The organism is Flavobacterium panici, assembly GCF_903819335.1.
In the GTDB taxonomy this organism is placed as follows: domain Bacteria; phylum Bacteroidota; class Bacteroidia; order Flavobacteriales; family Flavobacteriaceae; genus Flavobacterium; species Flavobacterium panici.
Genome location: NZ_CAIJDE010000050.1, coordinates 52,120 through 65,981, shown reverse-complemented (window position 1 = coordinate 65,981; position 13,862 = coordinate 52,120). Strand labels below are relative to the sequence as shown.

Genomic DNA, 13,862 nt, shown 5'->3' with positions numbered 1-13,862 from the left:
ATTAATTTGACTGCCGCAAATGTAATTAATTATCTACAATACAAAACCAAAAAACCAAAACATAAACCAATAAAATCTTTTCCTAAAAAGTCTCCAAATATCCCGTATTTTTGCAAAAAATAAATTCTTTTGAAAACAAAACTTTTTGTAATAACACCGCCATTTACCCAACTGAATACTCCGTATCCGGCAACGGCGTATATAAAAGGTTTTCTGAATACAAAAAATATCGAATCGGTTCAGGCAGATTTGGGAATTGATGTCATTTTAGAATTGTTTTCGAAGAAAGGACTTTCTGATTTGTTTCAGGTTTCAGGTTTCAAGTTTGAAGTTGTTGGAAATACTATTTCTGATAACTCCAAACGTATTTTTGCTTTGCAGGATGAATATATTAAAACGATTGATCCTGTAATTCAGTTTTTGCAGGGAAAAAATCCAACTTTGGCTTTGCAGATTTGTCAGGAAGATTTTTTGCCGGAAGCTTCTCGTTTTGCACAGTTAGAAGAACTCGATTGGGCTTTCGGAACAATGGGAACGCAGGACAAAGCAAAACATTTGGCGACTTTGTATCTTGAAGATATTTCGGATTTTATTGTAGAATGTGTCGACGAAAATTTTGGCTTTAGCCGATATGCCGAGCGTTTAGGCCGAAGTGCCAATTCTTTTGATGAATTATACAACGCTTTACAGCAAGAACCAACTTATATCGATTCGATTTTAATTTCACTTTTAAAAGAAAAGATAGAAGCTGTAAAACCTACATTGTTTTTAATTTCTGTTCCATTTCCTGGAAATTTATACAGCGCATTTAGATCTGCACAATGGGTAAAACAAAATCATCCCGAAATTAAAATTTCAATGGGCGGTGGTTTTCCAAATACTGAATTACGTTCACTTTCGGATAAACGAGTTTTTAAGTTTTTTGATTTTATTACTTTAGATGATGGAGAAGTTCCAATTGAAGAATTAATTTTCAATTTAGAAAATCCAAATTACAATTCTTATAAAAGAACTTTCTTATTAGAAAATGGAGAAGTTGTCTACAAAAACAATTCCTTAAAACACGACTACAAACAAGCCTATGTAGGAACGCCGGATTATTCAGATCTTCCTTTGGATAAATACATTTCGGTTATCGAAATTGTAAATCCGATGCATAGAATGTGGAGCGACGGACGTTGGAATAAGCTTACAATGGCTCATGGCTGTTATTGGGGAAAATGTACATTTTGTGACATTTCACTTGATTATATTAAAGTTTACGAGCCCGTTGCGGCAAGTTTACTTTGCAACCGAATGGAAGAATTGATTCTGCAAACGGGTCAAAACGGATTTCATTTTGTTGATGAAGCTGCACCGCCGGCTTTAATGCGAGCTTTGGCACTCGAAATTTTAAAACGTAAACTAGCTGTAACATGGTGGACAAACATTCGTTTTGAAAAAAGTTTTTCTAAAGATTTATGTTTACTACTAAAAGCTTCCGGTTGTATTGCTGTTTCGGGAGGTTTAGAAGTGGCTTCGGATAGATTATTGAAGTTAATAGACAAAGGTGTAACGGTAGAACAAGTTGCAAAAGTAACCCGAAATTTTACTGAAGCCGGAATTATGGTTCATGCATATTTAATGTACGGATATCCTACGCAAACCATTCAGGAAACGATTGACAGTCTTGAAATGGTTCGCCAATTATTTGAAGCCGGAGTTTTGCAATCAGGATTTTGGCATCAGTTTGCCTTAACTGCTCATAGTCCGGTTGGATTATATCCGGAGCAATTTGGTGTTACTAAAAAAATAGAGGTTATTGGAACTTTTGCCAATAACGATATTGAATATACCGATTCAACAGGAATCAATCACGATAAATTCAGCTTCGGCTTAAAGAAATCACTTTTCAATTTCATGCACGGAATCTGTTTTGATTACGAACTGCAAGATTGGTTCGATTTCAAGATTCCGAAAACAAAAATTCATCCCGATTTTATTTTTAATGCACTCGAAGAACAAAATGATTTCAATACAAAACCAAATGCGAAAGTTGTTTGGCTTGGCGGAAAACCTTCGGCTGAAATCTTTACCAAATCAAAAAAAGGAAGAAGCTGGGAAATGATGTCTTTGACTTTTCATGATAAAAAAGAAAGCTTCACCATTCAAACCAGTAAAGAAGAAGGTGAATGGTTAATTGATATTTTAAGCAAAATTTCAATTTCAAACGCTAAAAATTATACTTTTCAGGAAGTCAAAAATGATTTTGAAACTTTATTAAAGGATTTTGAATTATTTTGGTATTCAAAACCAATTAATACTTTGAGAGAGTTTGGGTTGTTAGTTTTATAGATCAATAATCTACACTAGTTCCGTCACTCGGAATAGCAACTTTATACAAAAGATTATTTTCAGTTAATGCCTTTCTTAATTCCTCACGAGTGGTTGGGCAGTGATTTAAAGCTTCAAGATGATTGGCAAAAACTTTTCCGGGAGCAAGAGCTGTAAACTTCAAAATATCATTCATTCGCATTAACAAAGGCTGTCCAATATCTAATCTGGCAGTTCCGCAGGCAACAGTTGCAATATCGGGTTTGAGTTCGATTAATGCTTTTTGAACATCATCTGTAAAAATAGTGTCAGAACTTATATAAACCGATTTTTCGTTTGCAAGTTCAATGTAAAATCCCATTACATTTCCCATCAATTTTGCAATCCAGCCGTAACCATGAAGAGCAGGAATTCCAATAATTCTTCCATCTAAAAAAGGCTGAGGTTCCCAATAATTTAAAGTTTGTACAATATTAAGACCTCTTTGCAAAAGAGTTTTTTCATCTTTAGCGCTACAGATTACCGGTATACTTTTTCTTCTTAAAAATACTTCTCCGGCTTTATCAATATGATCCGGGTGTAAATGCGTAATTAAACAATGCGTAACATTGCTCAAAATTTCCCTGCTGTTTTTAGGCAGGGCCACTAGAGGATTGCGTTTTGGATTGTAACGAAAAATAGTAAAAGGAGCAATTGTTTTTCTCTTTCCTAACATCGGATCTACAAGAATAACATGCTTTTCTGTCTCAATAACCAATGTGGCATTTCGCAAATGATGTATTTTCATATTTGGAAAATTAGAACTTAAAAATACAAAGATTTTTCAAAATCTATTTACAGATTATTCTTTATTTTTAACAGAATTGTGATTATTTGAAAGAATACACTTTACAATTACGCTATAGAAAACCTAAAACCAATTCCGTGCAGGTTTTCAATCGAAATGCCTTTTTCGTTTGATAAAATTTTACGCAGGCGCGAAATAAAAACATCAAGACTTCTTCCCATAAAATAATCATCAGTTCCCCAAAGTGCAGTTAAAATCTGCTCTCTTTTTAAAACTAAATTTTTATTGTCAAGAAACAATTTTAGCAATTCGGCTTCACGTTGTGTAAGACCGACTTTTTCTTCATCATTAAAAAGAATAAAATTTTTGGTATCAAATTGATATTTTCCAATCTCATAAACCGATTTTTCGACTTTATTATTTTTCTGAGAACGTTTCAGGAAAACCTCAATTTTCAAAATTAATTCTTCAATACTAAAAGGCTTTACCAAATAATCATCGGCACCAAGGCGAAGTCCTTTTATACGATCTTCTTTCAAAGTTTTAGCCGAAAGAAAAATAATCGGAACATCAGTATCAATTTTCCGGACTTCTTCAGCCAGTTCAAAACCGTCCATTTTCGGCATCATAATATCAAAAATACAAATATCAAAATCTTCATTTTTGAAAGTTTCCAAACCAGATTTTCCATTCGTACAATGAACCACTTCATAATTATTTTGTTCCAAATTATCTTTGGTCAAAAACGCCAGCGTTTCGTCATCTTCGGTATAAAGTATCTTGAAATTTTTCATTTCTTATAAGGAATAGACAAAGTTATAGTAACTCCGTTTTCAGTATTATTTTCAGCTTTTATTTTCCAGTTTTGCAAACTGCATATTTCTTTTACGTAATATAAACCAAGTCCAAAACCATTTACTTCATTACTCTTTTCGTTTTGAATTCGGTAAAACTTATCAAATATATAAGATAATTTTTTAGTAGAAATTCCAATCCCGTTATCGACAAACTCTAATTTTAAAATGGAATTATCCTCATAAATTCTAATCGTAATTTCAGGCTTTTTATTGCAGTATTTTACCGCATTATCTAAAAGGTTGTAAATTAGATTGCCAAAATGAAAAACATCTGTTTCTAATAAATATTCCTGAGAAGGACTTTCAATAGTAATAATCGCTTCAGGATATTTTAATTGGATATTTTCAATCGCTTCTTCAATAACCGGAATAATTAAAACATGTTCCTTTTTTAATTCTAAAGGCGCATAATCTGATTTCGCAATATTTAAAATCTTCTCAATATGATGATTCAGCTTATTACTTTGATTAATAATAATCTCTGTATAAGTATGCAGTTTTTTATCGTCCTTAATAGGATTTTGTTCACTTAAATATTTCGACGCAATTAAAATAGAAGACAAAGGCGTTTTAAATTCATGCGTCATATTATTGATAAAGTCACGCTGTAATTCAGAATATTTTTTTTGCTGTAAAAGCGTAAAAATCGAATAAACGTAAATCAACAAAATCAAGATCAACATAATCGAAAGCACAAACCAAAACCGCATCGAACTAAATAAATAAGTCGTTTCATTAGGAAAACGAACCGCAAAATAGTAGACTAAATTTTTATGTTTGGGGAAATAAACCGTCTTTTTGCATTCCGATTTTTTTTTCGATAAAGAAATATAATCGCCGTAAATCATTTCGTCACTCTGGCAATTGTACATCGCATATTCAAAATCAGTCGTAATATTCATTTTTTTGAATTCTGTTTTTAGATAAAATTCTAAAATATCAGGTTCAAAGTCATTGTCGACATTTACAATATAATAATCATTTGAAATTTTCTGCACAGGACTTTGTGCCGGAAGTTCGTGACTGGTTCCTTCGTATAGTTTTTTAGCAACCTCAAGAAGAGCGATATGCGCTTTTTGACTCAGCTTTTTCTGCTCTATCGTAAAAGCCTCTTTTGTCCAAAGCAATTGCGCCACCAAAATACTAATTATGGCGACCAATCCCAGAACGATAATACTATTGAGTTTATTAATTTTCAAGAAAACAGACTTTTGAGAGTGTAATATTAATCAAAAATATAGTTAAAAACAGCGATTAACAAGTCATTAACAAACATTTGAAACCGCTTAACAGCGATTTGCTTTTGTCTGAAATATCTTTGTAATGTAAAAATCGAACTATAAACCATTAATATATTTAACTATGAAAATCATCAAAATTTCTATGCTTGTTTTGGCTTTAAGCCTAATGTCTTTTTCAGCAATTGCTCCGGTAAAATCTTTAACAGCTGAAACAAAAATTAGTGAAACAGCTTCCACAATTGTTTGGAAAGCAGAAACAATCGATGTTGGAGAAATTCCACAAGGAACTCCAAAAGCTATCGTTTATGAATTTAAAAACACAGGAAAAACTGCTGTTGTAATTACACAAGTTCAGGGTTCATGCGGTTGTACAGCAACAGACTACACAAAAGAGCCAATTTTACCTGGTAAATCTGCAAAAGTAACAGCAACTTACAATGCAGCAAACAAAGGCGCTTTTACAAAAACAGTTACCGTAACAACAAGTGCAGAAACTGCTCCAAAAATACTTACGTTAAAAGGAACGGTTATTTAAAAATAAAGGTTAGTTATAAAGTGAAAGCTCCAAATATGTCATGTATTTGGAGTTTTTTTATTTAGAAATTACATCAATACATTTATAAAAACGATTGGTGTAATGTTCAGTAGCAAGTGAAGTGATTGTAACCTGCTGCGCTTTTCCAGATGAAGCATGAATAAATTTAGACTGCATTCCGTCTGCCTCGCAAATTATGCCAAGATGACCAATTACCGTTTTGTCTTTATACCCATAAAAAACCAAAATATCCCCAACTTTAAAATCTTCAGGTTTTAGCGCCGTTCCTAAATTTTTATATCCGCTCGAACTTCTGGGCAAGGTCATCCCAAAATTCCCAAAAACATAACTCACAAAACCAGAACAGTCAAACCCTTTTTGCGGATTACTGCTCGCATATAAATAAGGCGTTCCTAAATATTTTTTGGCAAAAACTATTATAGAATCCCGATCGATTGCTGATTGCTCTTTTTGAATAATATTTTTATTTTTCTCTTTTGCAGTACAAAAAGAAAATAAGATGACGGAAAATATGATGGTGAAAAAGTTGAGTTTCATTTTTTTTAAATAAGAAAAGGTTTAATTGCTAAAGATAGAACGTTATTTTTCAAAATGCAGTATAGATTGTAAGAATTAGCAATTAAATGATGTGTTTACGTGGTGTTTTTTTATTACTTTTTGATGTTTTAGTATCTTTTTGTCTAGTACATTTCAAATATATTTGTGAATCGTATTTATATTTTAACAAATAAATTATGTTTCTAAAAAAAAATGCACTTTTAATTCTGTTTTTGCTGATTTCAGTTGTTTCAACATCTCAAAACCAGAATACCTTTCTTTATGCCGGAAGAGTTGATAAACTTCAGAACAATCAGGTTATTTTGATTGGAACGGCTTCTTCGGTATCCTTTAATTTTACAGGAAATGAATGTTCAATTTCACTTCAAAGTGTAGATTCTTATGAACATCATAATTATGTTCAGCTGGTTTTAGATGGAAAATATATTGGAAAAATAAGAATTGAAAAAGGAGCAGTTCAGTCATTTCCAATAAAAGTAACTTCCAATAAAAAAGAACATCATTTAGAAATCTATAAAAATACCGAAGCTCAAAGCGGGAATATTTTGTTTGCCGGAACAACTGCAAAACTGACTTCAATTTCATCTAAAAAGAAAAAGAAAATTGAATTTATAGGGGATTCAATTACTTGCGGTGCAGCCAGCGATCCGTCGGATATTCCATGCGATAAAGGAGAATATATGGATCATCATAATGGTTATTACGCTTACGGACCAAGAATTTCAAGAGAAATTGGTGTAAACTATTTAATGAGTTGCGTTTCGGGAATTGGAATTTACAGAAACTGGAACGACGAAAACAAAGACGAAGCCATAATGCCAGATGTTTATCCTAATTTATATTTGACCAAAGATCCCTCAAAACCTAAATACGATTTTGCTTTTCAGCCGGATATTATAAGCATTGCTTTAGGAACAAATGATTTTTCTGGCGGAGACGGAAAAAAAGAACGTTTGCCTTTTAATCCGGAAAAATATGTTTCGAATTACATCAACTTTATAAAAATGCTTTACGAACACAATCCAAATGTGCAGATTGTAATTACAAATAGCCCGATGGTAGGTGGAGAAAGAGCCCTTGTTTTTGAAGATTGTCTGAATAAAGTAAAAAACGCTTTCGCGGAAGACAAAACACATAAGCCAATTCAGATTTTCAAATTCAAACCAATGACGCCAAAAGGCTGTTCAGGACATCCTGATGTGGCTGATCATAAAGCTTTGGCAGACGAATATGCTCCATTTTTAAAAAAGCTGTTAAATGAAAAATAATATACTTAAGCTTATTTTCTTTTTTATGATTTCTAATATCATAACAGCAAATGTTACGCTCCCGAATATTTTTGGAGATAATATGGTTTTACAGCGCAATTCTGAAGTTAAAATTTGGGGCTGGGCAAATCCAAAAGAAGAAATCAAATTAGTTTCAAGCTGGAACAATCAGGAATATAAAGCAGTTACAAATAATCAGGCAAAATGGGAACTTATAATTAAAACTCCTGAAGCCGGCGGCCCTTACACAATTTCTATAAAAGGATATACTGAAGTTGTTTTAAAAAATATTTTAATTGGCGAAGTATGGATATGTTCAGGACAATCCAATATGGAAATGTCGGCAAGTTGGGGAATCGATAACGGCGATGAAGAAGTTAAAAATGCCGCAAATCCAAATATTCGATTTTTTACCGTTTCAAAATCCACGGCAACAACTCCGCAAAATAATGTATTAGGAAATTGGGTTGAATCGACTCCTGAAACTATGAAGTATTTCAGCGCCGTTGGTTATTTTTTTGCTAAACGCTTACGCGAAGATTTAAAAAATGTTCCAATCGGATTAATTTCATCTAATTGGGGCGGAACTCCGGCTGAAATCTGGATGCCGGAAGAAGTGATTCAAAACGATCCGGTTTTATTAGAAAACGCTAAAAAACTATACGAACAGGAATATGGGCCACATCAACCCGGACGTGCTTATAATGCGATGATTGCTCCAATTGTTGGATTCAAAATTGCAGGAACAATTTGGTATCAGGGAGAATCAAATGTTGGTTCTTTGGTTTACGATAAAACACTTTCTGCTTTGATTACTTCGTGGAGAAAAAACTGGAACGACGAATTTTCTTTTTATTTCGTTCAAATTGCACCTTACAAAACCGGAACAAATAATTTCTCGAATGTTACGGTTAGAAATTCTCAAAGAAAAATTTTAAAAGAAGTTCCAAAAACAGGAATGGTTTTAACTTCGGATATTTCAGATACGATTGATATTCATCCAAAGAATAAAAAATCAGTCGGAATTCGTTTAGCAAATTTGGCTTTAGCCGAAACCTATAAAGTGAATTCAAATTTGGTAAATGGTCCGCTTTTTAAAGCTTTTAAAGTGGATAAGAATAAAGTTGTGGTTTCTTTTGATTATGGAGACGGATTGTATTTCAAAGATAAAGAATCGAATCAATTTGAAGTGGCTGGCGTCGATGGAGTTTTCTATCCAGCCGAAGCTTCAATAAAAAATAATCAGGTGATTTTGACAAGCAAAAAAGTAATAAACCCAGCAAAAGTGAGATTTGCATGGGGAAATACAACACAGTCAGATTTGTTTAATAAAGCAAATTTACCGGCTTCTTGTTTTATTACAGAATAGGGAATTTTAGATTTTAGAATGTAGATTTTAGATTTTTTGCCCACTGATTTTACTGATCAACTGATTAACACTGATTTTTTTTTGCTCTTGTCAGGCTGAGCGAAGTCGAAGCCACACAATGTATAATTTGAATCTCGCAAAGACGCAAAGGCGCAAAGTTTTGGAAAAAAGCTTAGAATCTTAGCATCTCAGTCCCGATAGCTATCGGGATAGCACCTTGAAAAAAAACTAAACCACATATGAAAAATAAAAAAATAATAATTATTGGGGTTTTGTCCCTGTTTACTGTTGGAAATATGAATGCACAAAAAAAGCCGTATCTGGATAAAAACAAAACTATTGAGCAAAGAATTGACTTGCTTTTGCCCTTGATGACATTGGAGGAAAAAGTGGGGCAGATGAACCAATACAATGGTTTTTGGGATGTTACGGGACCAGCTCCAAAAGGAGGAACGGCTGAATTAAAATATGAACATTTAAGAAAAGGATTAGTAGGATCAATGCTGACAGTTCGCGGCGTAAAAGAAGTTCGCGCTGTGCAGAAAATCGCAGTTGAAGAAACACGATTAGGGATTCCGTTAATTATTGGTTTTGACGTAATACATGGCTATAAAACGTTAAGCCCAATTCCGTTGGCAGAAGCAGCAAGCTGGGATTTAGAAGCGATTAAAAAATCAGCGGCGATTGCGGCAGATGAAGCTTCGGCATCAGGAATTAACTGGACATTTGGACCAAATGTTGATGTTGCAAATGACGCACGCTGGGGACGTGTGATGGAAGGCGCCGGAGAAGACCCATATTTAGGAAGTAAAGTGGGTTATGCCCGAGTAAAAGGTTTTCAGGGAGAAACTACTGCGGATTTAGCCAAAGTAAATACAATAGCAGCCTGCGCGAAACATTTTGCTGCTTATGGTTATGTTGAAGCGGGATTAGAATATAATATTGTTGATATCAGTAATTCGAAATTGTACAATTCGGTTTTGCCTCCTTTTAAAGCGACTGTTGATGCGGGAGTTAGAACATTTATGAATTCGTTTAATACTTTAAATGGTGTTCCCGCAACCGGAAATGCCTTTTTACAAAGAGATATTTTAAAAGGAAAATGGAAGTTCGACGGATTTGTAATTTCAGATTATGCTTCGATTCGTGAAATGATTGCTCACGGATATGCAAAAGATGAAGCCGATGCAACCGCAAAAGCTGTAATTGCAGGTTCTGATATGGATATGGAATCGTATTTGTATGTGGCAAAATTAGTTGATTTAGTAAAATCAGGAAAAGTAAAAGAATCTTTGGTTGACGATGCGGTTCGACGAATTCTTCGTGTAAAATTTGAATTGGGATTATTTGATGATCCGTACAGATATTGCGATGAAAAACGTGAAAAAGCGGTTGTCGGAAGTAAAGCTAATAATGACGGCGTTTTGGATATGGCGAAGAAATCGATTGTATTATTAAAGAACGAAAAGAATTTGCTTCCACTGAAAAAATCAGGACAAAAAATTGCTTTGATTGGTGCTTTGGCAAACGATAAAAACAGTCCGCTGGGAAGCTGGAGAATTGCTGCAGATGATAATACTGCCGTTTCGGTTTTGGAAGGAATGCAGCAATATAAAGACAATCAATTGGTTTTTGAAAAAGGTCTTGATTTATTAAAACAGAAAGCTACTTTTCTAACCGAAACAGTTTTCAACACCACAGATAAAAGCGGATTTGAAGCTGCAAAAACAGCGGCGAAAAATGCTGATGTTGTAGTAATGGTTTTAGGTGAATACGGTTTTCAAAGCGGAGAAGGAAGAAGTAGAACTGATTTGAATTTGCCAGGTTTACAGCAAGAATTATTAGAAGAAATTTATAAAGTAAATCCAAATATAGTTTTGGTTTTAAATAACGGACGTCCGTTGAGTATTCCGTGGGCGACAGAAAATGTTCCGGCAATTGTAGAAGCGTGGCAATTAGGAACGCAAACCGGAAATGCTGTTGCGCAGGTTTTATACGGAGATTATAACCCAAGTGGGAAACTGCCAATGTCGTTTCCAAGAAATGTAGGTCAGGTTCCAATTTATTATAACAAATACAGTACAGGAAGACCAACAGACAGTGACAAAAATGTTTTCTGGTCACATTATATGGATGTCGAGAAAACGCCTCAATTTCCGTTTGGTTTTGGTTTGAGTTATACGAAATTCGAATATAAAAACCTGAAATTGAATAAAACTGCTTTTGCAAAAGGAGAAAATGTAGAACTAAGCGTTGAGGTTACAAACACCGGGAATTATGATGGAAAAGAAGTAGTTCAGTTATATATTCATGATGAATACGCAAGTATCGTTCGCCCGATAAAAGAATTGAAAGGGTTTGAATTGGTAAGTTTGAAAAAAGGGGAAACTAAAACGGTAACTTTTACTTTAACAGAGAAAGAGCTTGGTTTTTATGACAACGATGAGAATTATTTAGTAGAACCGGGAACTTTTAAAATTATGGTGGGAGGAAGTTCTGATCAAGGTTTGCAAGACGGTTTTGAGATAAAAGAGTAGATGTTTTTGCCACAAAGGCACTAATGCGTGAAGTTTTTTTAATCTCGCAAAGTCGCAGAGTCGCAAAGTTTTTTTTAAAATTTAAGATTAATAGCGTCCAGCTTTAGCTGGATGAAAAATATTAACGCAATCAAAAGGGCTTTAGCCAAACTTTGTAGGTTTGGCTAAAGCCCTTTGTAACTTCCAATCTTATTCCCCTAGCTGAAGCTAGGGGCTATGTAAAAAAATCTTTGCGACTTAGTGTCTTTGTGGCAAAACAAAAGCATTATTTTTCTAACTTTAAATTCTATTAAAACTCCAACCTTTAAACTAAAACAATGAAATATCACAGATGCGGAAGAAGCGGTTTATTACTTTCAGAAATTTCCTTAGGATTATGGCATAACTTCGGTTCAGTAGATAATTTTGAAAATGCTGAAAGTATCGCTGTAGAAGCTTTTGATAAAGGAATTACTCATTTTGATTTAGCGAATAATTACGGCCCGGTTCCTGGTTCTGCTGAGGAAAATTTTGGTAAAATATTGTGGCATAATTTTCAGGGAAATCTGCGTGATGAAATCGTGATTTCTACAAAAGCTGGTTATACGATGTGGAATGGTCCTTACGGAGATTGGGGTTCCAGAAAATATTTATTATCAAGTTTAGATCAGAGTTTGAAAAGAATGAACGTTGATTATGTCGATATTTTTTATTCGCACCGTCCCGATCCAGAAACGCCAATTGAAGAAACTATGATGGCGCTGGATCACGCTGTTAGAAGCGGAAAAGCCTTGTATGTTGGAATCAGTAATTATTCGGCAGAGCAGACTCGTGTTGCGGTTGATGTTTTAAAACAATTGGGAACACCTTGTTTAATTCATCAGGCAAAATATTCGATGTTAGAGCGTTGGGTAGAAAATGGTTTATTAGATGTTTTAGAAGAAAAAGGAGTGGGCTGTATTGCATTTTCGCCTTTGGCACAAGGACTTTTAACAGATAAGTATTTAAACGGAATTCCGGAAAATTCAAGAGCGCATAATCCAAACGGGCATTTGAAAGAAAATGAAGTTACACAAGAAAGAATTCAGAAATTAATTCAGCTGAATGAAATTGCTCAAAACAGAAACCAATCTTTAGCACAATTGGCTTTGGCCTGGCTTCAAAAAGATAAACGAATTACTTCTGTTTTAATTGGTGCGAGTTCTGTAAAACAATTGTGTAATAATATTGATTGTTTGCAAAATACTGAGTTTACGCATGATGAATTGAATGCGATTGAGAAAATATTAGCGTAAATATATTTTTATAAAACACATTTCACACAATGCATATTGTAGAGACGCACAGCAGTGCGTCTACGTCCAGTTTACGTCGCGTATATTCTTTGCGGATAAGACGCACTGCTGTGCGTCTCTACGGAAGATAGGGATGAATAATATTTTTATTTTTTCAATTATACGTCGCGTATATTCGTTGCGCATAAGACGCACTGCTGTGCGTCTCTACGGAAAATAGGGGATGAATAATATGTTATTTATATTTTACAATATATTGAGACAGAATTTTATATGTTCTTAAATTACTTATATGGTTTAAAATTCCTTTATTTTTTCAATTTTAAATTATAATCTTTTACAATTTTTAATGTCGATTTATCTGAAGAAAAAACAGAATTCAAACCTTGAGGTTCTTGTGGGGGGTCTGTTGTTAACGGATCGCCTGGATTCCATTTTCCGTCTTTATTAATTGCTTTTCCTTCACCGCCAAATCCCCAGAAATTTGCGGCTTGTAACGGACCGTTATTTTTTACACTTTCTGCAACTCTTCCAAAAATATAATTGTAGAAAATATCCCGATTTGCAACAGAAGATGCTGCACTTAAATTTTCATTTTCTCTCGGAAGACCGAATTCTTCAATAATAATCGGGCGTTTTAAATTGTTTGCGACTTTAATGTGATCGTCAATATATTTTCCGGCATTTTCTAAAGTTGTCGGAAGTGTTTTTTCGGCATTATCTGCTTTAAACCAATTCCAGTTTTTTGGCCAAATATGCATTGTCAAATAATCGATATTCGGATTCTGATGCGTGCGTTCAAAAATTTCCATGCTGTCATTTGAACTGTTTTTACCTTCAGAACCTGTCGAAATTAAGTGGTTTTTGTCTAAGCTGTCAATTAAATCGACAATGTTATTTAGCCAAACTGTGAATTTTGCTTCATTCTCTGGCGTAAAGGTTCGGGGTTCATTTCCAACCTGCCACGCCATAATCGTGTTATCTTCGGTATATTTCTTTTTAGAATAGAAATTTGTTCTTCCAATAATAAATTTCACATGATTTTCTAAACCTTTCATACAAGGTTCACAGCTATGAAATTGTTCTGTATACGACATAAATT

The 13,862-nt window shown here is 34.0% G+C and carries 11 protein-coding genes; 6 read left to right on the top strand and 5 right to left on the bottom strand.

What is annotated here, in order from left to right; translation table 11 throughout:
- The first annotated feature begins 129 nt into the window (after nt 1-129).
- Nucleotides 130-2,334, top strand: a complete 2,205-nt coding sequence (locus tag FLAPXU55_RS16715) for a B12-binding domain-containing radical SAM protein (RefSeq protein ID WP_180859591.1) — start codon at nt 130-132, stop codon at nt 2,332-2,334.
- Between the two features lies 1 nt (nt 2,335).
- Here FLAPXU55_RS16715 and FLAPXU55_RS16710 read toward each other — a convergent pair whose 3' ends face one another.
- From FLAPXU55_RS16710 to FLAPXU55_RS16700, 3 genes are all read right to left on the bottom strand, one after another.
- Nucleotides 2,336-3,100 (bottom strand): MBL fold metallo-hydrolase, encoded by a 765-nt coding sequence (locus FLAPXU55_RS16710; protein WP_180859590.1) that lies wholly within the window; start codon nt 3,098-3,100, stop codon nt 2,336-2,338.
- Between the two features lie 107 nt (nt 3,101-3,207).
- On the bottom strand, nt 3,208-3,894 hold the full coding sequence (locus FLAPXU55_RS16705) for a response regulator transcription factor (protein ID WP_053473822.1): 687 nt from the start codon (nt 3,892-3,894) through the stop codon (nt 3,208-3,210).
- Nucleotides 3,891-5,156: a sensor histidine kinase gene (locus FLAPXU55_RS16700; protein ID WP_180859589.1), complete on the bottom strand. Its 1,266-nt coding sequence runs from the start codon at nt 5,154-5,156 to the stop codon at nt 3,891-3,893. The genes FLAPXU55_RS16705 and FLAPXU55_RS16700 overlap by 4 nt, the downstream gene beginning before the upstream one ends.
- 163 nt (nt 5,157-5,319) lie before the next feature.
- Here FLAPXU55_RS16700 and FLAPXU55_RS16695 point away from each other — a divergent pair, with 163 nt between their 5' ends.
- A complete protein-coding gene (locus tag FLAPXU55_RS16695) occupies nt 5,320-5,733 on the top strand; it encodes a DUF1573 domain-containing protein (protein WP_180859587.1) in 414 nt (137 codons plus the stop codon).
- Between the two features lie 57 nt (nt 5,734-5,790).
- Here FLAPXU55_RS16695 and FLAPXU55_RS16690 read toward each other — a convergent pair whose 3' ends face one another.
- Nucleotides 5,791-6,291: a C40 family peptidase gene (locus FLAPXU55_RS16690; protein WP_180859585.1), complete on the bottom strand. Its 501-nt coding sequence runs from the start codon at nt 6,289-6,291 to the stop codon at nt 5,791-5,793.
- A 197-nt stretch (nt 6,292-6,488) separates the two neighbouring features.
- Between FLAPXU55_RS16690 and FLAPXU55_RS16685 the strand changes: the two genes are divergently transcribed.
- The 4 genes from FLAPXU55_RS16685 to FLAPXU55_RS16670 all read left to right on the top strand — a co-directional run bounded on the left by FLAPXU55_RS16685 (nt 6,489) and on the right by FLAPXU55_RS16670 (nt 12,760).
- Complete coding sequence (locus FLAPXU55_RS16685) at nt 6,489-7,580, top strand: SGNH/GDSL hydrolase family protein (RefSeq protein ID WP_180859583.1); 1,092 nt, start codon at nt 6,489-6,491, stop codon at nt 7,578-7,580.
- Entirely contained in the window at nt 7,570-8,949 is a 1,380-nt protein-coding gene (locus FLAPXU55_RS16680) for a sialate O-acetylesterase (protein ID WP_180859582.1), read from the top strand. The genes FLAPXU55_RS16685 and FLAPXU55_RS16680 overlap by 11 nt, the downstream gene beginning before the upstream one ends.
- A 239-nt stretch (nt 8,950-9,188) precedes the next feature.
- Nucleotides 9,189-11,486: a beta-glucosidase BglX gene (bglX, locus tag FLAPXU55_RS16675; RefSeq protein WP_180859580.1), complete on the top strand. Its 2,298-nt coding sequence runs from the start codon at nt 9,189-9,191 to the stop codon at nt 11,484-11,486.
- Nucleotides 11,487-11,803: 317 nt separating this feature from the next.
- Nucleotides 11,804-12,760, top strand: coding sequence for an aldo/keto reductase (locus FLAPXU55_RS16670; RefSeq protein WP_180859578.1), 957 nt, complete (start codon nt 11,804-11,806; stop codon nt 12,758-12,760).
- Nucleotides 12,761-13,068: 308 nt separating this feature from the next.
- Here the strand turns inward: FLAPXU55_RS16670 and FLAPXU55_RS24130 are convergent, their stop codons facing one another.
- The gene (locus FLAPXU55_RS24130) at nt 13,069-13,857 is read right to left on the bottom strand and encodes a glycoside hydrolase 5 family protein (RefSeq protein WP_235992079.1); all 789 of its coding nucleotides are present in this window, start codon (nt 13,855-13,857) and stop codon (nt 13,069-13,071) included.
- Nucleotides 13,858-13,862 lie beyond the last annotated feature (5 nt).

Bases quoted from the DNA above. Each gene is read 5' to 3' on its own strand.
- FLAPXU55_RS16710 (WP_180859590.1), bottom strand. From the start codon at position 3,100: ATGAAAATACATCATTTGCGAAATGCCACATTGGTTATTGAGACAGAA.
- FLAPXU55_RS16705 (WP_053473822.1), bottom strand. From the start codon at position 3,894: ATGAAAAATTTCAAGATACTTTATACCGAAGATGACGAAACGCTGGCG.
- FLAPXU55_RS16695 (WP_180859587.1), top strand. From the start codon at position 5,320: ATGAAAATCATCAAAATTTCTATGCTTGTTTTGGCTTTAAGCCTAATG.
- FLAPXU55_RS16690 (WP_180859585.1), bottom strand. From the start codon at position 6,291: ATGAAACTCAACTTTTTCACCATCATATTTTCCGTCATCTTATTTTCT.
- FLAPXU55_RS16685 (WP_180859583.1), top strand. From the start codon at position 6,489: ATGTTTCTAAAAAAAAATGCACTTTTAATTCTGTTTTTGCTGATTTCA.
- FLAPXU55_RS16680 (WP_180859582.1), top strand. From the start codon at position 7,570: ATGAAAAATAATATACTTAAGCTTATTTTCTTTTTTATGATTTCTAAT.
- bglX (WP_180859580.1), top strand. From the start codon at position 9,189: ATGAAAAATAAAAAAATAATAATTATTGGGGTTTTGTCCCTGTTTACT.
- FLAPXU55_RS16670 (WP_180859578.1), top strand. From the start codon at position 11,804: ATGAAATATCACAGATGCGGAAGAAGCGGTTTATTACTTTCAGAAATT.
- FLAPXU55_RS24130 (WP_235992079.1), bottom strand. From the start codon at position 13,857: ATGTCGTATACAGAACAATTTCATAGCTGTGAACCTTGTATGAAAGGT.